19 protein-coding genes and 1 CRISPR repeat array (1 of these 20 running past the window's edge) are annotated in these 25,142 nt (G+C 50.9%); of the genes, 11 read left to right on the top strand and 8 right to left on the bottom strand.

The annotated features are described in order from the left end of the window. Positions 1–86: 86 nt before the first annotated feature. Genes ACFMKP_RS16425 through ACFMKP_RS16405 form a run of 5 tightly spaced genes read right to left on the bottom strand, consistent with a single transcriptional unit; the run spans position 87 to position 5,809 of the window. Positions 87–902 (bottom strand): uroporphyrinogen-III synthase, encoded by an 816-nt coding sequence (locus tag ACFMKP_RS16425; protein WP_382293212.1) that lies wholly within the window; start codon positions 900–902, stop codon positions 87–89. Then, on the bottom strand, positions 899–3,049 hold the full coding sequence (locus ACFMKP_RS16420; RefSeq protein ID WP_382293210.1) for a molybdopterin oxidoreductase family protein: 2,151 nt from the start codon (positions 3,047–3,049) through the stop codon (positions 899–901). Before ACFMKP_RS16420 ends, ACFMKP_RS16425 begins: the two co-directional genes overlap by 4 nt. A gap of 4 nt (positions 3,050–3,053) precedes the next feature. Continuing rightward, the gene (locus ACFMKP_RS16415; protein WP_382293208.1) at positions 3,054–4,532 is read right to left on the bottom strand and encodes a hypothetical protein; all 1,479 of its coding nucleotides are present in this window, start codon (positions 4,530–4,532) and stop codon (positions 3,054–3,056) included. Next, positions 4,516–5,439, bottom strand: coding sequence for a helix-turn-helix domain-containing protein (locus tag ACFMKP_RS16410; RefSeq protein WP_382293206.1), 924 nt, complete (start codon positions 5,437–5,439; stop codon positions 4,516–4,518). Before ACFMKP_RS16410 ends, ACFMKP_RS16415 begins: the two co-directional genes overlap by 17 nt. A gap of 19 nt (positions 5,440–5,458) precedes the next feature. After that, positions 5,459–5,809, bottom strand: a complete 351-nt coding sequence (locus tag ACFMKP_RS16405; protein ID WP_382293205.1) for a molybdopterin oxidoreductase — start codon at positions 5,807–5,809, stop codon at positions 5,459–5,461. A gap of 877 nt (positions 5,810–6,686) precedes the next feature. Between ACFMKP_RS16405 and ACFMKP_RS16400 the strand changes: the two genes are divergently transcribed. From ACFMKP_RS16400 to ACFMKP_RS16370, 7 genes are all read left to right on the top strand, one after another. Next, complete coding sequence (locus tag ACFMKP_RS16400; RefSeq protein WP_382293203.1) at positions 6,687–9,266, top strand: hypothetical protein; 2,580 nt, start codon at positions 6,687–6,689, stop codon at positions 9,264–9,266. Positions 9,267–9,715: 449 nt separating this feature from the next. Beyond that, positions 9,716–10,829 (top strand): peptide chain release factor 2 gene (gene prfB / locus ACFMKP_RS16395; protein ID WP_382293202.1). Its coding sequence is split into 2 segments (ribosomal slippage): positions 9,716–9,790 and positions 9,792–10,829, totalling 1,113 coding nucleotides; the frame shifts between segments, so codons are not numbered across the junction. Positions 10,830–10,840: 11 nt separating this feature from the next. Further along, positions 10,841–12,154: a peptidase MA family metallohydrolase gene (locus tag ACFMKP_RS16390; protein ID WP_382293200.1), complete on the top strand. Its 1,314-nt coding sequence runs from the start codon at positions 10,841–10,843 to the stop codon at positions 12,152–12,154. A 142-nt stretch (positions 12,155–12,296) separates the two neighbouring features. After that, positions 12,297–12,839 carry a carboxymuconolactone decarboxylase family protein gene (locus ACFMKP_RS16385; RefSeq protein ID WP_382293198.1) on the top strand — a complete coding sequence of 181 codons (543 nt, stop codon included), beginning with the start codon at positions 12,297–12,299 and terminating at the stop codon, positions 12,837–12,839. A 29-nt stretch (positions 12,840–12,868) separates the two neighbouring features. Continuing rightward, positions 12,869–13,774, top strand: coding sequence for an NAD(P)-dependent oxidoreductase (locus tag ACFMKP_RS16380; protein WP_382293197.1), 906 nt, complete (start codon positions 12,869–12,871; stop codon positions 13,772–13,774). 45 nt (positions 13,775–13,819) lie between these two features. Continuing rightward, positions 13,820–15,286, top strand: coding sequence for an ATP-binding protein (locus ACFMKP_RS16375; protein WP_382293195.1), 1,467 nt, complete (start codon positions 13,820–13,822; stop codon positions 15,284–15,286). A 128-nt stretch (positions 15,287–15,414) separates the two neighbouring features. After that, positions 15,415–15,774: a response regulator gene (locus tag ACFMKP_RS16370; RefSeq protein ID WP_164689646.1), complete on the top strand. Its 360-nt coding sequence runs from the start codon at positions 15,415–15,417 to the stop codon at positions 15,772–15,774. Here ACFMKP_RS16370 and ACFMKP_RS16365 read toward each other — a convergent pair. Both ACFMKP_RS16365 and serC read right to left on the bottom strand, forming a co-directional pair. Continuing rightward, positions 15,771–16,265 (bottom strand): hypothetical protein, encoded by a 495-nt coding sequence (locus tag ACFMKP_RS16365; protein ID WP_382293193.1) that lies wholly within the window; start codon positions 16,263–16,265, stop codon positions 15,771–15,773. The genes ACFMKP_RS16370 and ACFMKP_RS16365 overlap by 4 nt on opposite strands. Positions 16,266–16,735: 470 nt before the next feature. Further along, positions 16,736–17,818 (bottom strand): 3-phosphoserine/phosphohydroxythreonine transaminase, encoded by a 1,083-nt coding sequence (gene serC, locus ACFMKP_RS16360; RefSeq protein WP_382293191.1) that lies wholly within the window; start codon positions 17,816–17,818, stop codon positions 16,736–16,738. Between the two features lie 259 nt (positions 17,819–18,077). Here serC and ACFMKP_RS16355 point away from each other — a divergent pair, with 259 nt between their 5' ends. Together ACFMKP_RS16355 and ACFMKP_RS16350 are read left to right on the top strand one after the other, a co-directional pair. Then, a complete protein-coding gene (locus tag ACFMKP_RS16355; RefSeq protein ID WP_382293189.1) occupies positions 18,078–18,938 on the top strand; it encodes a UbiA-like polyprenyltransferase in 861 nt (286 codons plus the stop codon). A gap of 280 nt (positions 18,939–19,218) precedes the next feature. Further along, positions 19,219–20,523 carry an N-acetylmuramoyl-L-alanine amidase gene (locus tag ACFMKP_RS16350; RefSeq protein WP_382293187.1) on the top strand — a complete coding sequence of 435 codons (1,305 nt, stop codon included), beginning with the start codon at positions 19,219–19,221 and terminating at the stop codon, positions 20,521–20,523. Positions 20,524–20,769: 246 nt separating this feature from the next. Here the strand turns inward: ACFMKP_RS16350 and ACFMKP_RS16345 are convergent, their stop codons facing one another. Further along, the gene (locus ACFMKP_RS16345) at positions 20,770–21,888 is read right to left on the bottom strand and encodes a CapA family protein (RefSeq protein ID WP_382293185.1); all 1,119 of its coding nucleotides are present in this window, start codon (positions 21,886–21,888) and stop codon (positions 20,770–20,772) included. Positions 21,889–22,028: 140 nt separating this feature from the next. Here ACFMKP_RS16345 and ACFMKP_RS16340 point away from each other — a divergent pair, with 140 nt between their 5' ends. Next, entirely contained in the window at positions 22,029–22,670 is a 642-nt protein-coding gene (locus ACFMKP_RS16340; RefSeq protein ID WP_382293183.1) for a hypothetical protein, read from the top strand. Positions 22,671–22,751: 81 nt separating this feature from the next. Further along, the gene (locus ACFMKP_RS16335) at positions 22,752–23,054 is read left to right on the top strand and encodes a hypothetical protein (protein WP_204757914.1); all 303 of its coding nucleotides are present in this window, start codon (positions 22,752–22,754) and stop codon (positions 23,052–23,054) included. Positions 23,055–23,299: 245 nt separating this feature from the next. Then, a CRISPR array of direct repeats spans positions 23,300–25,142; the repeat unit is 37 nt; unit sequence ATTCGAATAACCAAAATCCTCGTGAGGGGATTAAAAC (it continues 4,095 nt past the right edge of the window).

Genomic DNA, 25,142 nt, shown 5'->3' with positions numbered 1-25,142 from the left:
CATTGGTTCTTAGGCAATTCGTCGATAAAAATGGCTGCTCCTCCTCGCCCGCATTCAGTGGGAGAGAGGGTGGGGGGTGAGGGGTCTTAACTATTGATGCTCACGTGATTGAGAATGCGTTGCACCATTTGGCCCATAAACGGTTGCTCGGGCATAATCACATCGTGAATGCCAACATTGATGAGAGCTTGGGCGCACGATGGGCCAACGGCGGCGACGATTGCTTGTTGCATTGCCGCAATTAATGCGTGGGCTTGGCCTTGTTGCTCGGCAACCTGCAACAAATGGCGCACCTGAATTTGGCTGGTAAAAGTAAAAATAGCGATCTGGCCAGCAATTGCTTGCTCGATCAGCGCATCCAGTGGGCTGAGGTCTGCTGGCAATTGCCATTCGTAGATGCTCTGTTCGTGGAGCACGGCCCCACGTTCAAGGCAATAATCGGCTAATTTGCGATCGCGCTCGCCGTAGTGCAACAAGCCAACGCCACGTCCAGCCAACTCAACCTGATCAAGGCTGTTGATCAAATCGTTAATTGTATAGGGCGAGGCGGCGCTGATGCTGGGGCGCAATCCATAACGGCGTAAAACGGCAGTTGGCTTTGGGCCACGGCAAACGAGGGTTGTGTTGGCCAATGCGGCCAACATGGCTTGCTCAAGCTCCAAACTGGCAGCAGCATCAATTAATTGTTGCGTGCCAACCCCAGTCAACAAAATTAGCAGCTCGATTTGGCCTGCTTCAAGCTGTTGTAATACTGCTTGTGCAACTGGAGCCGCATCGACGCTGACTTCGCGTAAGGCTGGGGCATGGATTGGGATCGCGCCATGGCGACTGAGCAAATTGGCTAATTCCGAGGCGCGGCGCGCTTCGAGAATCGCAACTCGTTGACCGTCTAAACTACTCATTGGCTGCTCCGTTTGCCAGCGGCCATTGCTGGAACTGTGGCGGCTTCGCCAAATTTGATGTTGATACCTTCGACGATTGGCCGTAATTGAACTGCACATGCCTTGAGTTCTGGTTGCTTGCTGATTGGGTCGGCGGCATTGATGCTCAGCACGTTGGGGTTGCCATCGTCCCAGTGAATTGGCATAAACAAACAGCCTGGCATAATTTCTGGATTAATCTGCACCACCGAGGTACAACTACCGCGCCGCCCGATGACCGCGATTTTTTCGCCAGCGCTCACGCCAAGCGTGTTGGCATCGTCTGGGTGAATTTCGATAAAGCTGCCGTTATGCCGTTGATTGAGCTTGGCCACGTTAGCAGTGCGGGTGCGCGTATGCCATTGCTCCAAAACCCGCCCAGTCGTTAGCCAAAATGGAAATTCGTAGCTTGGCACTTCTGCTGGCTCAACCGGCACAGTTACGTGGAAATTGGCCCGACCATTGGCGGTTGCAAAGCGACCATCGCTATACAAACGCACAGTGCCAGCGTGATCGTCGGCGGGGCAGGGCCATTGAATTGGGCCGTTGCGCAGCCGTTCGTAGCTCACGCCGCTCACATCAAGAGGATAGCGTCCAGCAGTCAAATTGCGATATTCATCCCAAATTGCTTCGGCATTGGCAAAATTTAGCGCAAAGCTCATGCGTTGAGCCACTGCCTGCACCAGCCACCAATCGGGCATAGCCTCGCCTGGAGCGTCATAGGCTGGGTTCAACAACGTAATATGGCGCTCGGACGCGGTGAATGTGCCAAGGCTTTCGGCCCATTGGGCAGCGGGCAAGGCAATATCTGCATAGGCCAAACATGAGCTTGTATTATACACGTCTTGCACAATCACCAATTCAGCTTTTTCGAGTGCTGCGCGAATTGTGCTGTTGTTGGGCATCGAGTGCAACGGATTCGTGCCAATGATCCAAATTGCTTTGAGCTTGCCTTCGGCCAATTGGTTGAACATGGTTTGGGCATCGGGGCCGGGCGTGGCGCTGATGCTGCCAAGCGGAATGCCCCATGCCTGCTCGATTGCTGTGCGATGCTCAGCCACATCAACCCGGCGATAGCCAGGCAATTGATGCGCCAAATAGCCAACTTCGCGCCCGCCCATGGCATTTGGCTGGCCTGTTAGTGAAAATGGGCCACAGCCTGGCTTGCCAATGCGGCCTGTTGCCAAGTGCAAATTGATGATGGCGGTGGCTTTGGCTACTCCATTGCGGCTTTGATTGACACCCATGCTCCACAGGCTCAAGGTGCGTTGGCTGGCAACCAAGATTGCGCCAGCAGCCTCAATTTCATCAACACTTAAACCAGTTGCCAAGGCGGTTTGGGCTGGAGTCCACGCGGCGACGGCGGCGGCAATTTCGCTCCAACCAGTTGTATGTTGGGCGATAAATCCATAATCAACTGCGCCATCGCGAATTAAGATGTGTAATAAGCCGTTGAGTAGCGCCGTGTCGCTGCCTGGTGCTGCGGCCAAGTGTAAGCTGGCATAGCGCGAGGTTTGGGTGCGGCGAGGATCAACCACAATCAATTTTGCGCCATGCTTGCGCACTTGCTGCTCGATGCGGCGATAAACAATCGGATGACATTCGGCGGTATTTGAGCCAACAATCAAGAAACAATCAGCTTGTTCGATGTCGCTATAGCTACAGGGCGGGCCATCAGTGCCCAAGCTGCGGGTGTAGGCCGCAACGGCGCTAGCCATACACAGGCGCGAGTTGGCATCCATAGTGTTTGTGCCCATTAATCCCTTGCATAGTTTGGTCACCAAATAGCTGGTTTCGTTGGTAAGTTGGCCCGAAAGATAAAAACCAATTGCCTCGTTGCCATGCGCTGCGCGAATTGCGTTCAGGCGTTGAGCAGCGTGATCGAGCGCCTGATCAAGCCCAACCGATTGCAACGCTGCATGGCGATCGCTGCGAATTTGGGCGTGAGTTAGGCGTGATTCTGGGGTAAGCATTTGCTCAATGGTTGCCCCTTTGATGCAGAGCTTGCCTTGATTGGCGGGGTGGGCGCTATCGCCAGTGACGCGCACAACCTTGCCAGCGTTGACGGTTAATTCGATACCACAGCCAACGCCGCAATAGGGGCATTGTGAACGCACAAGCTTGGTCATGATCTTATTCCCCATCCAAAATGGCGAGTTCAGCAGCAATCCGCCCAGCCAATTGATCAACCGGAATTTTGCGTGCTTTGAGGGTTGCCAGTTGCTGATGATTGCCGCCAACAAACAGATCAAAGGCATCAACGATGCTGCCATCTTCAAGCCTCAGACGCTGCGCTTGCAAGCCAATTTCGCCAACATGGTGTTGGCCGCAGGCGTGTACACAGCCAGAAACTTTCAAATCAACCCGCCGTTCGGCAGGAATTAAGCTGGCTAATTCTTCGGCAACTTGGAGCGACAATTCTTTGGTGTCGCTCAAGGCAAAGTGGCAGTAATCGCGGCCAGTGCAGCTGACCAAGCCGCGCAAGGCTCCATGTGCATGTGGTTGCAACACCTGCAACAGTGGCTCAGCCAATAAGCGTTCGAGGCAGGTTTCATGCACATTTGGAATCAGAATGTTTTGGTCGGGGGTCAAGCGCAACTCGCCAGTGCCATAGGCATCAGCCAAATCGGCAATTTCGGCCATTTGCTGGGCATTGGTGCGTCCAATTGGCACCAACAACCCAACCGTTACAAAACCCTCGTCTTGTTGCTTGTGCACGCCCAAGTGGTCGCCGTTGTGAGCTGCCAGCAACGATTCGCCAGCGCTGAAAAATGGCTGACCAAAGACTTTTTCAACTTCGGCCATAAAGCGCGCCATGCCCCACTCGCGAATCAGCCATTTCAAACGCGCTTCGGTGCGTTTTTCGCGCGAGCCATTATCGCGAAACACACTCAACACCGCGCGAGAGAAAGGCAAGGCTTGTTCGGTGGTTAAGAAGATGCCTGCATCTTGGCCAAGTTGCGGGGTTGTGCCACCCAAGGCTCCGCCCAGCGCCACGTGGAAGCCAAGCACGCGATAGCCATTAATTTCCTTGGCGGCAGGAGTCATGCCAATGTCGTTGGCGCGACTATGCGCACAATCGTGCGAGCAACCGCTAATCGTAATGTTGAATTTGCGTGGTAAATCGCTGAATTCGCGGCCAAGCAAGGCCAACGAAACGCTTTGGGCAATCGGCGCAGCATTGAAAATTTCGGCGTGGTGCAGGCCCGCCAACGGGCAACCCATCACATTGCGATAATTATCAAGCCCCGTTTGTTGCGAGGTAAGGCCAACATTTTGCAAGCGCTGAAACACTTCGGGCACATCTTCGATCCGCAGCCAGCGCAATTGAATATTCTCGCGAGTCGTTAAATCCATGGTGTTGCGGCCAAAATCGCGTGAAACGCTGACGATGGCGCGCATTTGGCGGGTGCTCAAAATCCCATTGGGAATCCGCAGGCGTTGCATAAAAAAGCCTGGCGTTTGTTTGCGATGCAGCAAACCATACCATTTCAAGCGCTCGATCTCATCTTCGGGAATCGCGTCGAAGCCCAAGCTGGCATAGCGATACAGATCGGGCAGGACATCGAGGCCATTTTTGAGCTTTTTGATCGTTTCAATTTGAACAGCCATGAGCATCCTCCATAACAGTATCAAGCATCAAGTCGTCGTCGTATTCGCGAATTTGGCGCGGCGTGCAGGCATATAAACGGCGGAAGGCGGCGCTAAAGTGGGCAGCGCTGGCGTAACCAAGCCGACTGGCAATGCTCCCAATTGGCAAATTGGTGCTGGCCAGCAGCATATTGGCCTCGCTGAGCCGCAGCATTTGTAAATAACTGAGCGGGCTAAGCCCGGTACAGGCCAGGAAATCTCGTTGCAGTTGGCGCGGACTGATGTGTAAGCTTGAAGCCAATTGACTAATGCTTGGTGGCCGTTCGAGATTTTTCATCATCAAGGCTTGGGCTTTTTCGACCGATTGGGCTTGGGTTGGGGCATAACCGTGTAAGGTTGTTTGAAAATCGAGCGCACTGAGCAGAGCCAAAAGCGTAGTGGCTGCATTTTCCAAGGTCGCTGGTGGCGCTTCGGGCAAGGCGGCAATCGTCATCAACTGGCGCGCGGCGTGCAGTGCTGGTGGCGGCACATAGCGCACTGCCAACAACGGCGAACGGGCTGCATCTTTAATTAAATAGCTATGGCGTTGATTGAACTGCGCATGCTGATTGAGAAAATGTTGCCAACCCTCGCTGGTCCAGGTCAAGCTGAGCCAATCGGTGGTTGCGCCAGGCAAATAGCGAATCCGCAATGGCTCAGCTTGCGGGCTGGTGAGCACCAACGAGGTTGGCGCTTGGCAAAAGCTGCGCTCGCCATAGCTGACATAGCGTGTGCCACTCAAGGTCAATTGCATCGACCAGTTGCGCCAGCGTTCGAGTTGCGGCATTAATGGCCGTTGGTCGGTAAAGCGGCGGCGTTCAATGCTCAGGCCATGGCGGCGAAAGAGCGGCAGCGTTGTCGCCCATTGCAGGTTGTTTCGAAAACGCACCAATCCATTCATGCGCGGCCTACACTTCTAAGTAGCCAAGATCGAGGATCAACATGCCGCTACCTTCACCGGCAACGCAGACATCGAGCACGGTTCCGGCGGGGTGTTCCTCAACGATGGCGAGCGACACATGAATTGCTGAATCGGCGGCGACCGGAAAATAGCGTAAAACCTGACCATTGCGCAAAATTGAAACATTGACGAGGCTGCTGATGGTGCTGCCAGCTCGAAAGTAGAGCATGCCGGTGGTGCGATTGGCGGGCACGACATAACGCAAATCGAGCATTTGTGGGTTGAAAAAACCCTTGCCTTCAAATTCGACGATTGTTTGCAGGAGCACTGGAGTGCCCTCACCCATAAACATGCCCATGACCCCGTCCTTTCGTTGATGTAGAGGATCGACGTTTGGGGGCAGTCATTGCCGAGAACGAGCATCGCTGCTGCCTACGCTCGCATCATCGAGAGCATGGGCAGGCGAGGTGAGGTATTGGTACAAGGAGTGTAGCAGAGGCTTCGCATATACAATACCACGCTGGGCTTTTGGGGCTATCGGGCAATTCTACCAGTGCTTTAGCGTAGCTTTTTGTGCAGGTTGTACAATCTGCTTAGCTAGGTACTAGCGGGTACTATACAAAAAACGACATCGCTTTTAATACGAGTAAATACCAATTTAGGCCTTAACAAAGCCATAATAATCCATCTATAGCCACGGTTAAATCATCAATATTCTTAACCAGCACACTCGACAATAGGGCGAATTGCCCTATACTACTGCTCAAGCAGGCGACCAGTGATGAGCGTAAGCGAGGCTTCAAACGCACACATTCACCAATGGTAGGCTGAACAAGCACAGATTTGGCAACAAATGGCTGAACCCAAGGCTGGGACGGAGGCAATTTGCCCAATCTGAACTGATCGCGACGATCAACGCCAAAACACCTATGGCACAGTTGCTATGGGTGTTTATGCTGTTTAACCACTGCGGATAGCCCAATTGGGCTAGGACTGCTCACTCTGAAGGGGTAGCCTCGCTAGCGATAAAGGTGGGATTTCGCGTCAAGTAGGCCTAAAGTCCTGTAGGAAAAAAGGCCACTATGCGCTATGGTATGCCATAGTACAATAAGAGTCAGTAATCAAACTCGTTTTGAATAATTCCACGTTTGATTAAAGGCTCACAGAAGATGATGCATGGGGCTGTTGTGGCTCCTTTTTTATTGTTCAGCATCATGTTCAGGCGCGGAGGAACTATGCAGCCAAGCTTTGTGCAACAACGATTCAGGTCAGGAGTTAGTGCTCTTATCATTTTAGCGTTCAGTCTTGGTTCATTTAGTTGGCTGTTACAATCGGCGTTTGCCAATACGATTGATGCAACCCCCTATCTTAATCCATTAGCCCCCGATTTTGGCATTCAAGCGGCGATCGATACTGCTGCGGCCCAAGGTGGCGGCACGGTGCGTTTGCCAGCTGGCACTTTTACCTTGGAAACCTACCTCGATTTGAAAACCGGGGTTACCTTGCAAGGGGTCGGGCCTGAGACGATTTTAAAGGCTGGCCGCAACGAGCAACGGGTGTTTGTGACCCAAGGTGGTAGCAATCTCTCAACAATTAAGGTTGCCAATATTGCGGCCTTTCGGGTTGGCATGATTGTCTATCTTTGGCGCTCAACTGATTTGCGCTTTTTGCCTGGCTCGTATGAAATTATGAGCCTCGACACCACCAACCAAACGATTACGCTTGATCGAGCAGTCAATTACCCGCTGACCGCCAATGTTTCACAAGTGTCGTATGGCTTGTATACCAAGTTAACCGCCGCCGCAACCCAAGGCAGCAATGTGATTAGCGTGGCTGATACCTCGGTGTTTAAGCCTGGCGAAGGTATTATCATTAAAGGTACTGAAGGCACAGGCATTGGCAATTGGGGCGTTGAGCAAAATATGGTCGATTCGATCAATATCAGCAACAATACGATTACCCTCAAAAAACCGCTGACCCTTTCAGTCCCCTCCAATTCGGTCGTATCCCACGCCTATTCAGCGATTTTTGCGCTTGGAACCAATTTCAACAATCGCTTGCAAAATATGGGCGTGCGCGATTTGACGATTGAAGGCTGGAATACCAACCAAAAGCCTGCTTTCTATGAGTTTTATATCGGGGCGATTAACTTTGTTTATTGCCGCTTTGTTAATATCGACAATATTACGGTGCGCTATTGGCATAGCGATGGCATAAGTTTGCAATCGTGTGATCAAAGCACGGTCAGCAATAGCCTTGCAACCGCCAATCGCGGCCATGGCTTCCACCCAGGTACAACCTCACGCGATATTGAATTTGTCAAAATTCAAGGGATTAGCAACCTTGGCTATGCTGCCCGTGGCACTGCTGGCGATGGTTTGTACTATTGCTGGGGTAATCAACGGGTAAATATTCGCCAAAGCGTATTTCGCAATAATGCTGGCTCGGGGGTTGGCGATTTAGGCGGTGGTGATACCGATAATTCTGCCCGCGATACCGATAACATCATCGAAGATAGCATTATGGAAGGCAATGTGCGGGCTGGCGTTGAAGTGAATGGCGGTGGAAATGCAGCCAATAATATCATTCGCCGCAACATCATTCGCGATAATAACACTGGCAATCAAGATTACGCCGGGATTAACTTGCTCTCCAAGCGTGGCCCTGCCCAACGCTATATCGTGCAAGATAATATTATTGAAAATACGACTGGCACGCAGAAATTTGGTGTGCGCGAAGCCAATTTGGCCGTGCCACCAACCACACCAGTCAATTATTTGACCGATTTCAACACGATTATCAACAACACAATTTACAATCATCCAAGCAATAATTTGGTAGTGATTGGCCCCAATACTGTGGCAACGGGCAATGTTTTCACTCAGCCAGGAGCGGTGATTACGCCAACGCCAACCAATATTCAGCCAACCGCCAGCGAAACCAGCGTGCCAACCAACACGCCAACGCCAACTGGCTCGTATGTGCCACGCTTGATCATGTACAACGCTGATACCGACCAAGTGCTGTATGATCCAATTCCCAATGGCGTGACGATTAATTATGCAACCCTCGGCACGCGCAATATCAGCATTGTTGCGCCAACCTTTCCTGCAACTGGTATCGGCAGCGTCCGGTTCTGGGTCGACAGCGCCATCTATCGAACTGAAAGTGGTCGGCCCTATTCTATCGCTGGTGATCAAAGTAATGGCCTCGATTTCTTGCCCATGAATCCTGCATTGAGCCATGGCACGCACGTGATCAAAGCTGCAACCTTTACTAGTTCGGGCGGCATGGGCACCCAAGGTACCGCCTACCAAGTTGTGATTAACATCGTGGATAGCAATGCAACTGCAACCCCAATCCCAACCAGCACTAATACGCCAACCAATGTGCCGACCAACACGCCAACTACCATCCCAACCAGCACTAATACGCCAACCAACACGGCGACGGCAACGGCAACCGATGTGCCAACCAACACACCAACCAACACGGCGACCGTAATCGTGACCGATGTGCCAACCAACACGCCAACCAACACGCCAACCGAGATTGCAACCATTACCGCGACGGCAACCGAAACTGCCACCGCGACCGCAACTGTGACGGCAACCGTGACGGCAACCGCCACCGAAACCGCGACAATAACCGCAACGGCAACCGAAACTGCGACCGCCACCGTAACCATTACCCAAACGACGACCGTTACGGTTGAGCCAAGCGTTACGCCAAGCAATACGCCAACCGCGACTGCAACCAACACCACGCCAACTCCCACAACCCATCGGGTGTTTGCGCCGTGGGTCACGAACTAGTGGTTTAGTATTCCCTCACCCCAACCCCTCTCCCATCCGCTGGGAGAGGGGCTTAAACGCCGTGGTTCTTGCGTAATTCGTCGCTAAAAACGGGTTCTCCCCCTCGCCCGCGTCCAGTGGGAGAGGGGGCTGGGGGGTGAGGGGATCTCATCCATACCACATTTCTGTGGCATCTGTGGCTCAAATAATTATTATTCGTGGAATTCGTGCAATTCGTGGCGAAAAAACCTAATCTTCGTGCTCTTCGCGGCCTTCGCGGTTTCAACCCTTCGCAAAAAGATACCCAATAATCTTCCGATAGCCAATAGCCCAAAGCCAATAGCCCAAAGCCAATAGCCCATCTTTGCGGCCTTCACAGTTTCAACTCTTCGCAAAAAGAGCGCTTTCGGGTATCATGAGGTCGAGTGCTGATCGCGCTCGATCTTTTGTTTACCGACTAGAGGAACCTCATGACAGAGTTTATTGATCTTCGGGCGCTACTAAGCTCGTTACAAGCGCGGTTCGATGCGCTAAGGGGGCGGCTTTGACTGGGCTGCCAAACAAGCAGAACTGCATGAATTAGAGCAACAAGCAGCCGATCCTGCCCTGTGGGATAACCCCCAACAAGCCCAAACAACCTTGCAACGCCTTGCCCGCATGCAAGAAGAATTGAAAATGTGGGATAGTTTGGCTGGCGATTTGGCAACCCTGCGCGATCTGTTGCAACTTTCCGCCGACGATCCTGATTCACTCAACCAAATTGAGCGTGAAGTCAGTGTTTTGGCAAAGTCGGTTGATACGCTTGAATTGAGCATTTTGCTGGGCGAAAAATACGATAGCACCAATGCCTTTATTTCAATTCAATCGGGCGCTGGCGGGGTCGAATCGCAAGATTGGGCCCAGATGTTGCTGCGCATGTACAGCCGTTGGGGGGAAAGCCAAGGCTTCCGCACAACCATCGTTGATTTGATGGATGGGGAAGAAGCAGGCATCAAAAGTGCTACCTTGGAATTGCGCGGCCCCTATGCCTATGGTTATGCCAAGGCCGAGGCTGGGATTCATCGCTTGGTGCGGCTTTCGCCCTTCGATGCCAACCATCGCCGCCATACCTCGTTTGCGCGGGTCGAAGTGCTGCCCGAGGTCGATGATGCTGCCGAAGTTAAAATTAACCCCGAAGATTTGCGGGTTGATGTGTATCGCGCTGGCGGCCATGGCGGCCAAGGCGTAAACACCACCGACTCAGCCGTGCGCTTGGTTTATCGCGGTGGCACACCCGACGAAATTATCGTGACCTGTCAAAACGAGCGTTCGCAATTGCAAAATAAAGAAACTGCGATGAATGTCTTGCGCGCTCGTTTGTTGGAGCGCGAGTTGGCGCGCCAAGCAGCTGAACGCAACAAACTCAAAGGCGAACATCGCGATGCCGCGTGGGGCAATCAGATTCGTTCGTATGTGCTTGACGATCGGCGGGTCAAAGATCATCGCACCAATGTTGAAACATCGAATACTCAAGCAGTGCTCGATGGCGAGATTAATCTATTTATCGATGCCTTCTTGCGCTGGAGAACCGAAGGCGCGGAGTAAGCGAGGTTTGTATGCGACGAGTAGTGTTGTGGATGTTGGGATGCTTGCTGGTGCTGGGCTTCCAAGCGACAGCTCAGGCAGCTGAGCCAGCCAAAATTTCGCGCAATGAGGCCACCAGTAGCTTTGGCCAAGATGTGGTTTTTGAGCTTGAGGCTGAATCAAGCTCGCCAATTCGTGAAGTAGCATTTTTATATGCCTTGGGCGTGCAGCCAGGCGATGTGCCAGCCTATACCGAGGCCGAAGCCAAATGGCAACCAGGCACGTCGATCAAGGCCAGCTTTACCCGCGATACCAGCGTCGAATTTTTGCCCGTCGGCGTGACTGTGCGTTACAAATGGCAATTGATCGCCGAAGATGGCACAATTACCGAAACTCCCGAGCAATCGGTGCTCTACCAAGATACGCGCTTCAATTGGCAAGAAAAAAGCGAGCGTGGGATTACCGTACGCTGGTATGATGGTGATGCCCAATGGGGCCAAGATTTGCTCGATAGTGCACTTGGTGGCCTCGATCGGCTTGAGCAACGGATTGGCGGCTCGGTCGACGATCCCATGACGATCTCGGTTTATAGCAATACTCGCGATATGCGCGGAGCCTTGCCGCCCAACTCTGCCGATTGGATTGGCGGTCAAGCTCGCCCCGATCTTGGCTTGATTATTGGCTCGATCGAAGCTGGTGATCAGGCTGAATTAGGCCGTTTAGTGCCACACGAATTGAGCCACTTGGTTTTACACCAAGCCACCGACAACAACTACGGCGGCATGCCAGTCTGGTTCGATGAAGGTTTGGCGGTCGCCAACCAAGATTCGCCCGATGCTGGCTTTAAGCAAATGGTCGAACGCGCCGCCAAAAATGGCGAATTGATTCCCTTGCGCGCTTTGGCCTCGAATTTCCCATCAGACCCAGAAAAAGCGTTGCTCTCGTATGCCCAAAGCGAAAGTGTGGTGCGCTACATCGAGTCGACCTATGGCATCGAGTCAATTACTAAGCTCGTCGCTCAATTCAAAAGCGGCGTAACCGATGATGTGGCAGTGCAAACGGTTTTGAATCGTAGCCTTGATACCTTGGATAGCGAATGGCGCGCAACCTTGCCCGAAGCCCAAGGCTCAGGCCCAGCCCAAAGTTTGCCCGATGATACGGCTCCTGCTGATCGATTTAGCGAGCAGCCACGTTCTTCGGCTCCGAGCAACCCAAGCCAACCAAACGCTCAAGCAGTCAACCAAGCAGTGCCATTGTGGATTTGGCTGGCAGGCATTGGCGGCTTAGTGCTGATCGTAGCGGGCACGATTTGGATTATTCGTAGCAGCCGCCAGCCTCGCTACTAAACCAGCGGATTTGGCTTGTTACAATACACAACCCGCCCAGGGTTCTCCACCATTGGGCGGGTTTGCTTATGGCATTTTCTCAGTTTTGTTGATTGTGGTAGCATGCAACCCGTCGAATTTGGCTTAGTGGAGGTTTTGTGTCATGCCCCGATTAAAACCACTCGCGCCCAACGAAGTCGATCCTGCGTCGCTCAAGGTCTTTGAGGGCTTTTATGCCAAACGTGGCAATGTGCCAAATATGTTTCGCACCTTTGCCCGCCGCCCAGAGATGATGATCGCCGCCAGCAATTTGATGAGTGCTGTGCTGAGCACTGGCACGCTTGATCTACGCCTAAAAGAGATGGTTGTGGTGCGCACATCGCAATTAAACGAATGTGCCTATTGCCTAACCTCGCACTCAACGATTTTGCGCAACCTTGGGCTTTCGCAAGAAAATATCGATGCACTGCAATCGCCCGATGATTCACGCTGGACTGAGCGCGAACGGGTGGCGTTGCGCTACGCCGAACAAGTGACCGTCAACGCCAAAGGCATTAGCGATGAATTGTGGGCTAGCCTGCGCGAACATTTCGATGAAGGCGAAATTGTTGAATTAACCGCCACAACCAGCCTGTTTTCGATGTTTAATCGCTTCAACGATGCGCTCGATATGGCGATTACTGAGCCAGGCTGGCCTGAAGCCTAAATTTTGGATGTGCTAACAAGGAAACAATCATGCAAAAACCACGGATTGGCTTGATCGGGTTGGGCGCGATGGGCGCACCGATGGCGGCAAATTTGCTGCAAGCTGGCTATCAATTAACCGTTGGCGTGCATCAACGCCGCGAAGCCGCCGAGCAACTGGCCCAGCAAGGCGCAACGATTGCCGAAAATTACCAAGCCTTGGGCGCAAACAGCGATATTGTGATTACCATGGTGCCCGATGCGCCGCAAGTTGAGGCGGCGTTGCTTGGCACGAATGGTGCTGCATTGGGTATGGCTGCGGGCAGTATCTGTATTGATATGAGCACAATTGCGCCAACCGCCAGCCGCGCAATTGCCGCTAAACTTGCCGAACGCCAAATAGCCATGCTCGATGCTCCAGTTAGCGGTGGCCCAGCCCGTGCTAAAACTGGCGAGTTGGCAATTATGGTGGGTGGCGAAGCAAGCACATTTGAACGCTGTCAAGCGGTTCTAGATGTGCTTGGCGGCGCAGTCAGCTACATTGGGGCAAGCGGATCTGGCTCTGTCGTCAAGCTATGCAATAATCTCGCCATCAGTATTATTGCGATGGCCAATATCGAAGCTTTGGCCTTTGGCGTGGCCAATGGCGTGGAAGCAGATACGATTCGCAATGTTTTATTAAATGCAACTGCCTCGAATTACTTGCTTGAGCGTTGGCTGCCCGAAACCATCTTCAGCGGCGATTACAACAAAGGCTTTGCAGCTGAATTATTGGCCAAAGATCTTAATGCCGTGATGGATACTGCGCGTGCGAGTGGCGTGCCATTGTGGGCTGGTGGCTTAGCCCAACAAATGTGGGTGGCCCAAAAAGCGCTTGACCCACGCTCAGATTACACCGCCCTCGCCCAACGCTACGAAGCGATTATCGGTCGCCCAATTAAACCAACCTCGGATTAAGCTAACGCTGTTGTGTAACCATGCGCTATGTGGAAGGAACGCCGAATGAATATAACCAGTCGCGAATGGGCTATGATTGAAGACTTTTCGCGCCGTATTACAACCGAAGCGCCACAATCGTTGGTTGCATTGGCGGAGGCTCTCAGCGCTGCTTTTCAGGTTGAGGTAACAATTTGGAGCCGCACAGCTTCCGGTGAATATCACTGTGTTACCCCAGCCGCAGGCCAGCCAGATGGCCAAATGATGAGTGCTGAGCAGGCCTTGAACGGCGAAACAGCAACCTTGATTTTTGTCTATGAAGCTTTTTACGCAATTAAGTTCAATCCTGCTCACAAGTTTAGCCCAGCCCAAGTGATGATTATTCAGGCTTTGCTTGAGGGCTGGATTGGGCGTTTACGCACTAGCTATGTCGAGCCGCATGAGCATGATAATTTTGGCGATCTGCATCAATCATTGTTACAAAGCATCATCGATGTTTTGCCTGAAGGCGTGGTGGTTGGTTTGGCTCCCGATGGGCACTTGATTTTGGCCAATCGCCAAGCAGAGCAATTGTGGCAACACCCGCTGCACGCTGTGCCAGTCGCTGGCTATAATCATTTTGGTTTACATAAACCTGATGGTACCCGCCTGCCTGCTGGCGATTCGGGGATTGCGCGGGTGCTCAAAACTGGCGAGCCATTTTTGAAGCATGAATTGATTTTGCGTCGCCCTGATGGCAGCGAAATTCCAATTTTGGCCAATACCTCGCCAATTCACGATAATCGTGGTAATTTGATTGGTGCTGTTGCCGTCTTTCAAGATATTACTGGTTGGAAATTGCAAGAAAGCGATCGCGATAATGCCATTGCTACTATCGTCCACGATTTGAAAAATCCGTTGACGACCATCCGTGGTAGTGCCGATTTGCTGCTGCGCCGCGCTAAAACTGAAAATCGTAGCGAACGCGAACTCAATCGCTTGCAATCGATTATTGCCCAATCCGATCGCATGCGCGATTATCTTTCGTTGCTGGTTGATGTGGCCCGAATCAACGCTGGCGAAACGTTGATTAGTCCTTCATTACTGGATTTTGGCGATTTGGTGGCTCAATTAGTCACCACAATTAATGGTGGTTTGGCGAATCCACGGATTGCGATGGAACTGCATGCAGCGCCAAAACTGCGGGTTGATCCAATTTGGATGGAGCGGGTGATCTGGAATTTGCTCGATAACGCCTTGAAATATAGCGCCGATGAGACAGTGGTGGTTGTGAAATTAGCGCTTGAAGCCCAAACGGTGCTGCTCAGCATTCGCGATTCTGGCTTGGGGATCGACCCCCAAGACCTCGAACGAATTTTCGAGCGCTTTACTAGAGGCCGCCATACCCAACGAGTTGGTGGCACAGGTCTTGGTCTCTATACCGTTCGCGCAGTGGTTCGGGCTCATGGTGGGAGCATTAAGGTTGAATCGGACGGTTTAGGTCATGGGAGTTGCTTTACCGTGAGCTTACCGCTTGAACCAATTACGCCATAAGCCTATTGGTCTAAATCTTGCTGGATAGTTTTGCTTATCTCTTTAATTCAATAGTTCCGAGGAGCAAACGCTGATGGTCATCGATCATCGGCGTTGGAATGTCCCACGGCGATAAAAGGAGTCATTGTGTGGTTGCTGGAAAACAGATATTGATCGTTGATGATGAAGATTCAATCGCAGACATGATCGCCGATGCCCTGCGAGACGAAGGTTACACGGTTGAGGTGGCCTATGATGGCCGCCGTGGTCTCGAAGCAGCGCAACGAATTCAGCCAGCCTTGGTGCTGACCGATGTGATGATGCCGTTTATGGATGGCATCAAAATGGCTGAATTAGTCCAACGCGAATTCGGGGCAACCTCACCATCTTTTGTCTTTATGAGCGCCGTTGATTGCCGTGACCAGACCCAACTGTATGGGCAATTTTTGTTTAAGCCGTTTACCTTAGATATTTTGTTCGATACTGTTGAAACCTTGATGAATAATTAGAGACACACGCCCCACCATTGTTGATTGCCATCGTGCCATGCTTTGGCGGTGGCAAAAATTTGCGCTCGTGGATCAGTAATTGGCTGATCGCGATATGGGTTCCACGTTCCACCCCAGGTGCTTGGCTGATATTGAAATAAACCAATCAATTCGCCTGGGCCTTGAATGGTGGGATTTCCACTCGATTCGCAGATCATCACATTCCACATCAGCTCGCTACTTTCACTATACGGATGGGTTTGGCGCGCTTCATTGATCCAAGCGCGGTATTGGCTTTGCCAATCGTCGGCAGCAATACTTGGCGTTGCCCCAACAACGTGGGTTGCGCTGGTTGCTCCGTTTACTACACTTGGGCTTGCGGTGCTGACCATAGGTGCTGGGCTTGGATTGCTCAGGATCAGCCCCAAGGTTGGTTGGGTTGTCGCAACTTGGTTGGGCTGGCCACATGCCACCAATCCCAAAAGCAATATGTAGACCACAAATGAACGCATATACTATCCTTAATTAACCGATTTTTTAGAAAACGGGGTCACTATAGCAAAAAAGAGACCAACGGGCAATAGTAAGTATGAGGGATGAAGGATGAAGGATGAAAGGATCAGGCTATAGGCTCTTGGCTATCGGAATATTTTTAAGATTTCAAGCAAAGGCTGAAGTCAAAAAATAGGGATCAGGGGCTAGGATTCAGGGGACAGTTTTAGCGCAGAGGTGCAGAGCTACGAAATTATGAGGGATGAAGGATAAATCCGATAGCCTATAGCCAAAAGTCCATAGCCTAATCATCATAATCTGTGCCAATCTGTGGCTAAAAACCCAACTTCGCGCTCTTCGTGTTCTTCGCGGTTTCCATCCTTCGCGCTCTTCGTGTTCTTCGCGGTTAAATTCCTATGTTCTTTGCTCTATGTTCTTTGTAAGCCCTCGGCGCTGGCATCATCAAGCCATAACCGAGGGCTTGAATTATTTAGCCGTGTTTGGCTGCAAAATGAGCCATGAAGCTTGCCAAGGCTTCGACTCCTTCAATGCTCATTGCATTGTAGATCGAGGCCCGCACGCCGCCGACCGAGCGGTGACCAGGCAAACCAAGCATGCCTTGAGCCTTGGTTTCGGCCAAGAATTGCTTCTCCAGCTCTTGGTTGGGCAGATTGAAGGTGACATTCATTTGCGAGCGGCTATCGGTAACTGCATGGCCACGATAGAAACCGCCAGAATTATCGATCGCATTGTAGACGATGTTGGCTTTGCGGGTGTTGTATTCAGCCATACCTGCCAAGCCGCCTTGCTCTTGAATCCAGCCTAAAACGAGGTTGAGCATATATACACCAAAGGTTGGTGGAGTGTTGTAAAGTGAATTGTTTTTGGCGTGGGTGCTGTAGCGCAACATGGTGGGCACATTCTTTGCGCCTTTATCCAGCCAATCTTCGCGAATCAAAACCACGGTGACACCAGAAGGGCCGAGGTTTTTCTGCGCTCCTGCGTAGACCAAACCAAATTTGCTGGCATCAAAAGGTCGCGAGAAAATATCGCTGCTCATATCGGCCACAATCGGCACGCCATTGGTTTCGGGAATGGTTTGCCATTGCGTGCCATAAATCGTGTTGTTGGTGGTCAAGTGGACATACGCAGGATTTTCGCTAAATTGCAGCTCTGCTTGGGTGGGAATTCGGTTGTGCTTATCGGCGGCGGTATCGGCTGCAATATGCACCTTGCCGATTTTTTGGGCTTCGTCGCGCGCCTTTTCGGCCCAAACGCCAGTTACAATATAATCGGCAACCGCATCAGCAGCCAAGAAATTGAGCGGAATCATGGCAAATTGGGTGCTGGCTCCCCCTTGCAGCAACAATACCCGATAGCCACTTTCAATCCCAAGCAAGGCCTTGAAGCGTGCTTCGACCTCGTTATTGATCGCTTCGAATTCTTTTGAGCGGTGGCTGGTTTCCATCACCGAAATCCCAGTGCCCGCGAAATCGCGGAGTTCTTCTTGGGCTTGGCTCAAAACAGTGGGTGGCAAAATCGCAGGACCGGCATTGAAGTTATAGACCGTCATGGGTACACTCCTCGGCGCAAACAAAAAAAGCCCCTGTCCAAACGTATTCAACGTCGAACACGAGGCGGTCGTCTAGCTCAGGCAGCATTGCCAGCAGTTTGTGATACAAGGCACATTGTAGGGAATGCTGGCATAAAAGTCAAAGCCCACTTAATTCGTGATCTAGCCCATATGTCGAGTGTAAAGTAGGATTACCAGTGCCATGCGACTGCTATATAATGCAAGCAGATTCTTGTTTATCATCGATAGGAAACGCAGCATGACAAGTTTACGTAATACCTTGCAGCAAACCGCAATCAACATTAAGGTTGAACACACGGTTTTTGCCCTTCCCTTCGCCTATTTGGGGCTGTTTTTGGCCAACAAACAATTTCCTGGCTGGCAACCGTTGATTTTGGTCACCGTGGCGATGGTGGCAGCGCGTACTGCCGCGATGTCGTTCAATCGCTACCTTGACCGCCATTTTGATGCCCGCAACCCGCGCACCAGCATCCGCCCCATTCCTGCGGGCACGCTTTCGGCCAAATCGGTCTTGATTGTTGGCTTGGTTTCGTTAGCCATTTTAGTGGTTGCCGCTGGCTTGCTCAATCCGTTGTGTTTGTTACTCTCGCCGATTGCCGTGATTGCGTTAAGTGGCTATTCGTATATGAAGCGCTTTACCTGGTTGTGTCACTTTGGCCTAGGCTTCACCGATGCAATTGCGCCCGCTGGTGGTTGGCTGGCGGTTGATCCACATTTTCGGCCTGCGATGCTTTTGCTGGCGGGAGCGGTTGGGATTTGGATTGCTGGCTTTGATTTAATTTATGCTTGCCAAGATGTTGATTTTGATCGCAAGGAAGGCTTGCACTCGTTGCCAGCTCGCTTCAGCATTGCTACCTCGCTGTTGGTTGCCAAAGTTTGCCATGTGGCCATGATTAGCTTGCTCTTGGCGGTTGGGGTTTTGTTAAGCCTCAGTTGGCCATTTTATGTTGGTGTTGCTGCTGCCGCAGGTTTATTGGTCTACGAACACAGCTTAATCAACCCACGCGATCTTTCCAAAATTGATATTGCCTTTTTCAATGTCAATAGCTACATTGCAGGCGTGTTGTTCCTCTTCACCCTAACAAGTTTGTATGTTTAATCGGTTCCCTTATCGCAACCTTTCTGCCATGGCGTGGGTTGGGGTGAGCTTTCATGGTCAGGTTCTTAGTAATTCGTTTGATGTGGAGCGTTCCCTCACCCCCCAAGCCCCCTCTCCCACGAAAACGCGGGCAAGGGGAGCCGCCAGTCTTCACCGACGTATTGCGCAAGAACCATGGATTAAAGCCTCTCGTCCAGCGGTTGGAAGAGGGGTTGGGATGAGGGAAGCTTAATTATATAATTGGGCTGTTCTCGGTGTTTTGTGCGAAGGAGACCAATCGATGACTGATGATAACCAACCGCTGCACGACGAGCCGCTACCGCCGTTTGATTTGCCTGATCCCAAAGATGCAATGCCGCATGAAGATACGCTCAGCGAGGAAGGCACGCGCGGAGTTGTGCCTGTTGAACAGTTTTTGTATATCGGTCAGGGTCTAAAAGCCGAAGAATTTAGCCATTATGTTGATAGCTATGATTTTGGCGCAATTCCGCCCAACTTTGTTGTTTTGCACCATACTGCTGTGCCAAGCACCGCCGCCGCGCCTTATCCATCGGGCTGGCGTTGGGATAGCCAAGAAACTGGCTTGAGCGAAGGTCAAATTTATCGCAAACGGCTTAAGCAACTTGAAACCTTGCGCGAATATTATCGCACTGGCGCTGGCTGGGATCGTGGCCCACACCTGTTTATTGATGAAACATGGATTTGGCTGTTCACGCCGATGTATGACCAAGGGATTCATGCGGCCCAAGGCAATGGCTATCGCGATAGCAAAGGCACGTTGCAATATTCAATCGGCATCGAAGTATGTGGCTATTTTGAAAATACCCAGTGGTCGGCTCCGGTTGCGGCCTTGGTTGGCCATGCGGTGGCGGTGCTCAAACGCAAATTGAACAGCTTTGAGATTCGTCATCAAAAATTTGGCGGTGGCATTTCATCACATCGCGATTACAACAAACCCTCGTGCCCAGGCGCTGCAATTAGCGAGGCCTACTATATCAGCACAATTCAAAATGCAGTTGATCGTTTGAATAATGTGCAAAGCATGCCGTTGATTGATAGCCCAATTACTGCCAACACACCGTTGTTGAGCGCTACGCCTTCGGGCAGCCGCGAAAAAGCAATTGGCTTTATTCGTAAAAGTTTGGCCCAAAACTCAGAATACAAGAACGATGTTGAAACGATTATGGGCTATTACTGGGTTTATGCGCCAAGCGTTGGGCTTGATCCGTTTCTGGCAGCGGCACAGTGCATTTTTGAAACCGCTGGCTTGACCTCGGGCTGGGCTGCGCGGCCAAAGCGTAACCCAGCTGGCTTGGGCGTACGCCAAGAGGGCGGGCTTTCGTTCAGCACGTGGGATGGCGCGGTGCAGGCGCATATTGGCCAATTATTGGCCTTGGCGTTGCGTGATGATGAAGCCAACGAAACTCAAAAAAAGATGATGGCCCGCAACCCACGCCATGGCAACATTCCCGCAAATCTGCGTGGTGTTGCCAAAACCCTTGCTGGTTTGAGCAATACGTGGACAGACGATCCTGAGTATGCCAATAAGTTTGTCACTCGCGTCGAGGCAATCCGCAAGGGCTAGCAACGAGGGGTCATCACGTTAACCACCGATTTCCCTTCACCCCCTAGCCCCCGCTCCCGTCGAACGGGCGAGGGGGAACTACGGAGTCGGTGCACTCACGCCTGTGCCATACAACACAGCAGGGCCAGTAACGTCGAACGAGCGAGGGGGAACTACGGAGTTGGTGCTCCCCTCGCCCGCGTTCAGTGGGAGAGGGGCTGGGGGTGAGGGAATGATCCCGGTTGCCAATCCAATGAACCATTAAATCTATCGACTCAACTGCTCAATGGTTTCGATGATATATGCGCCGTCGCTAGCTGGATCAAGCGCTTGTGGATAGCCATCAACCAAGCGCACTGGAGTCCAGCGCGAGCCGATTACGCCGCTTTTATCGAGGGTTAAATGCAGAATTGCGCTATCGAGACTGGGCGTACCATCGAAGCCATCGAAGACAAAATTGCCTAAACTCCAAGCAATAAATTGGCCGTTTGGCCGCGCTTCATAGCCTTGCAGCACATGCGGATGCGCGCCAAGCACCAGCGTCGCGCCTGCCTCCAAGGCTGCATAAGCATTGCTGCGCTGAATCTCGTTTGGCTGGTTGACTCCCTCATAGCCACTGTGCAGCAAAATAATTACGTGGTCGACGCTTGGCCGAATTGCTGCAACATCGGCGGCAATCACTGCTGGTTCGGCCCAAGCCAGGCCTGCTTGATCAGCGGTTGCTGTCCATGATTCGGTCACAAAGCCGCCATTTTCAACTGGCACATCAACATAGGCTAAAAATGCCAAGCGCAGGCCATTTTTTTCAAGAATCACTGGGCGATAGGCTTGTTCTGCATTCATTCCAGCGCCAACATTGGCAATATTTGCTTGATTTAACAAGCCGATGGTTTCGCTCAGCGCTGATTCGCCCCAATCTAAACTATGATTATTGGCCAATGAAACCAAATCGAAGCCGGCATGGCTGAGGCTAGCGATGCTTTCTGGCGGTGCTAAAAAACGATAGGCCTTGGGCGCTGGCTCGCCAGTATCGGCAACAGCGGTTTCGAGGTTGCCAATCGTCAAATCGGCGTTAACTAAATCGGCGTAGACTCCAGCAAACACTGGTTCGGGGCCATCGCTCAGAATACGCTCGCCAATTGAACGGGCCAGCATAATATCGCCAACAATCGCCAATTCGAGCCTTGGCTCTGGGGTGGGGCTTGGCTCGTTGGTTGCCGTGGGAATCGTGGTGTTGGTTGGTGGGGGCGGATTGGTGGGCGCAGCCGTTGCAGTTGCAGTCGCCATCGCGGTTGGGGCAAGTGCTTGTTGGCTTGGCTCGCTGGGCGTGCTGCTGCCACATGCCGCTAAAATTCCAAGTAGAATCCAAAAACTCAAACGCCGCATGCACAATATCCTTCCTTGTTAGGGTTGTTCACGTGGCGATAGAGTAGCATAGGATGCGGGATTGAGCGTTGCATTAATCGTAAGTAACCTTTGCAGTTATGGCTGCGTATCGCCAGCAAGCTCGAAAGTAAGGAGGAGTTATGCGCGTACGCAAATTAACGCTTGGAATGCTGCTTGGATGTTCGCTTATGGCCTGTGGTGCTAATCAGGCTCAATCGCCGACGAATGCTCCGATTCCGACGACTACAGTTGCGTCAACCGAGCAGCCAGTTGCGGTGACGGTAACCTACCTTGATGATACTGAGTTAGAGAATGCGTTTAGTTTTGGAGCGGCCAATGATCCAATTGCTAAGGGTGAAATGCTGATGATGGCCAGTACGAATCTCTCGTTTGCTTTTGAAGTTGTCGATTTTGAGCGGGGTGCGCAAGCCTTAACAACCATTGCAACGCTTGACCCAGCTTATACTGGGCCGCCTGCTGGCTATGAAGTAGGCTTAGTTCGGGCAAAAATAACTCATGGCAGAGCCAATCCTGAGCCGGTAGTGCTTGATGGAGCACAAATCTCGCTTTTGGTTTTTTCGAATGCTGAATATCGCCCAGTGAAGGATATGCAAGGCTTGCCCTGCTGTTTCGAGCCACGCTTTGATACTCCGGTTGCCAATGGTGATGTGCTGGAAGTTTATTTTCCAATCTTGGTTGCGCTTGACGATCCGAACCCGCTTTTGGTGATCAATCGTGAGCAAGCTGATAATGCAGATGCTGAGCATTTTGCCCTGCAATAAGTGCTGAGGGTGTGGAGCTATTAGGAACGATTGTTGCTACAGCAGCGCTATGAATCCTGATTTGCTGCATAGGAGCATCGAATGTTAGGCAAAATGCATGTGTTTACCGAGACAAGTGTCCGTTCGCTGCCGATTACTGAGCAGAGTTTAGCGAGTGCTTCCAGTCGGCCCAGCACAGCGGCGATCAATCTATCGTTGGAAGAGTTGCTTAAATCGTTGATTGCGCTCAATATGGCTGAGCTTCAAGCAAGCTTGCGCCAAGAATTTGCGGCAGGCTATACGGTTGTTTCGATTCACCATAATCATGCGATGAGTGTACTTGAAGGCCATGTGGCAATGTCATTGATTACAACCATGACCGTTGCTGATCATACGCCAGAATGATGGTAAAATGCAATCAAACCTTCTCCTCTCTCCCACAAGCGGCTCTATTATGCAAGCCGTTTGTGGTTTTAGGGCTATATAGGGGCACAAATGTGTTTGCAAGCCGCGCGATCGCATTAGAATGGGCTAAAACGCGTTTTTAGGCTGCTTTTTATGGGCCAAAAACACCTGAAAATTAGCATTTTGCAGCGGACCGCGCAAAGCGCGCGTTTTAGAGCCTTGCAAAGCCATGAAAATTGGGGTATATTCGAATAACCAAAATCCTCGTGAGGGGATTAAAACATATTAATTTTGAGCGCGGCGAACCTGATATTGCAATTGATTCGAATAACCAAAATCCTCGTGAGGGGATTAAAACGCAATAATCAATCATTACCTGCTTGCACGTCATTTGTGATTCGAATAACCAAAATCCTCGTGAGGGGATTAAAACCCTAACCTTTTGGGAGCGTGCCGCTGAAGTAGTGAATGGTCATTCGAATAACCAAAATCCTCGTGAGGGGATTAAAACGGCAGTGTAATGCGCCCAAGTCAGGGATTACGATTGGCATTCGAATAACCAAAATCCTCGTGAGGGGATTAAAACATCGTTCACAGACCTCTAACAACTAGGGGTCTGTTTTTATTCGAATAACCAAAATCCTCGTGAGGGGATTAAAACCTAATTAAGCGCGTGCACGATCCTTTATACGCTTGACAATTCGAATAACCAAAATCCTCGTGAGGGGATTAAAACGCGTGATTTTGGCAAAGGCTGGCCCCAGTTTGCCTGCGATATTCGAATAACCAAAATCCTCGTGAGGGGATTAAAACAGCCAGATGCTACCTTAAACGAGGTAGCCCAAAAAATTCGAATAACCAAAATCCTCGTGAGGGGATTAAAACCATTGTACTTGCTAATCAGTATTTGGCGAATTTGTTGTTTATTCGAATAACCAAAATCCTCGTGAGGGGATTAAAACCTTTAATGCCAAATGTGGAGATACTATTATTATTTTGCGCATTCGAATAACCAAAATCCTCGTGAGGGGATTAAAACATACTCAGACCTCGCCATTATAATGCTTACCATCACGTTTATATTCGAATAACCAAAATCCTCGTGAGGGGATTAAAACTAGTATCGCCGTGCAGAATGTTATCAATATCATTAAATTCGAATAACCAAAATCCTCGTGAGGGGATTAAAACTTATTATAAAAGTATTCAATGTTCCTATCTGCACGAAACAATTCGAATAACCAAAATCCTCGTGAGGGGATTAAAACTATAAAAAAGATGTAATCGAATGGGCGAATGATTTACATTCGAATAACCAAAATCCTCGTGAGGGGATTAAAACCGGCTACCGCGCAGAGCTTCCCCATCAGCTCCAGTTGTATTCGAATAACCAAAATCCTCGTGAGGGGATTAAAACCCCTTTGCTTTATTGGGCTGGTGGCGTTGTTGCTATTCGAATAACCAAAATCCTCGTGAGGGGATTAAAACGTACTATAGCAAGGTGGGATTAATAGGTGATTGGAATGCATTCGAATAACCAAAATCCTCGTGAGGGGATTAAAACAATATAAATATCCATCGATGTATTCCCAACGCATTTGAATTCGAATAACCAAAATCCTCGTGAGGGGATTAAAACTAAGAGCAAGCAATGCAATGCGCCGTTTTTCTTGTTGCATTCGAATAACCAAAATCCTCGTGAGGGGATTAAAACGGACTGTACTTGTTCCGCTCTCTCTGAACGTACTACTCCCATCAATTCGAATAACCAAAATCCTCGTGAGGGGATTAAAACACAAGTTGGCTTATTTGAAACATTGAAACAAGAATTCGATTCGAATAACCAAAATCCTCGTGAGGGGATTAAAACACCCGCATTGCGATGGTCTGGGGCATTCACCCAAATTCGAATAACCAAAATCCTCGTGAGGGGATTAAAACTCGTTTTCGTTACGAACAGCCCAAAGCTCGCCTGTTTCATTCGAATAACCAAAATCCTCGTGAGGGGATTAAAACGAAAATGTGGTGAATCGCTAAACGATCTTGCCATTCTTCATTCGAATAACCAAAATCCTCGTGAGGGGATTA

The organism is Herpetosiphon sp. NSE202 (assembly GCF_042688385.1).
In the GTDB taxonomy this organism is placed as follows: domain Bacteria; phylum Chloroflexota; class Chloroflexia; order Chloroflexales; family Herpetosiphonaceae; genus Herpetosiphon.
The sequence above is the reverse complement of the archived record's forward strand: the minus strand, read 5'-3'. Positions and strand labels throughout refer to the sequence as shown.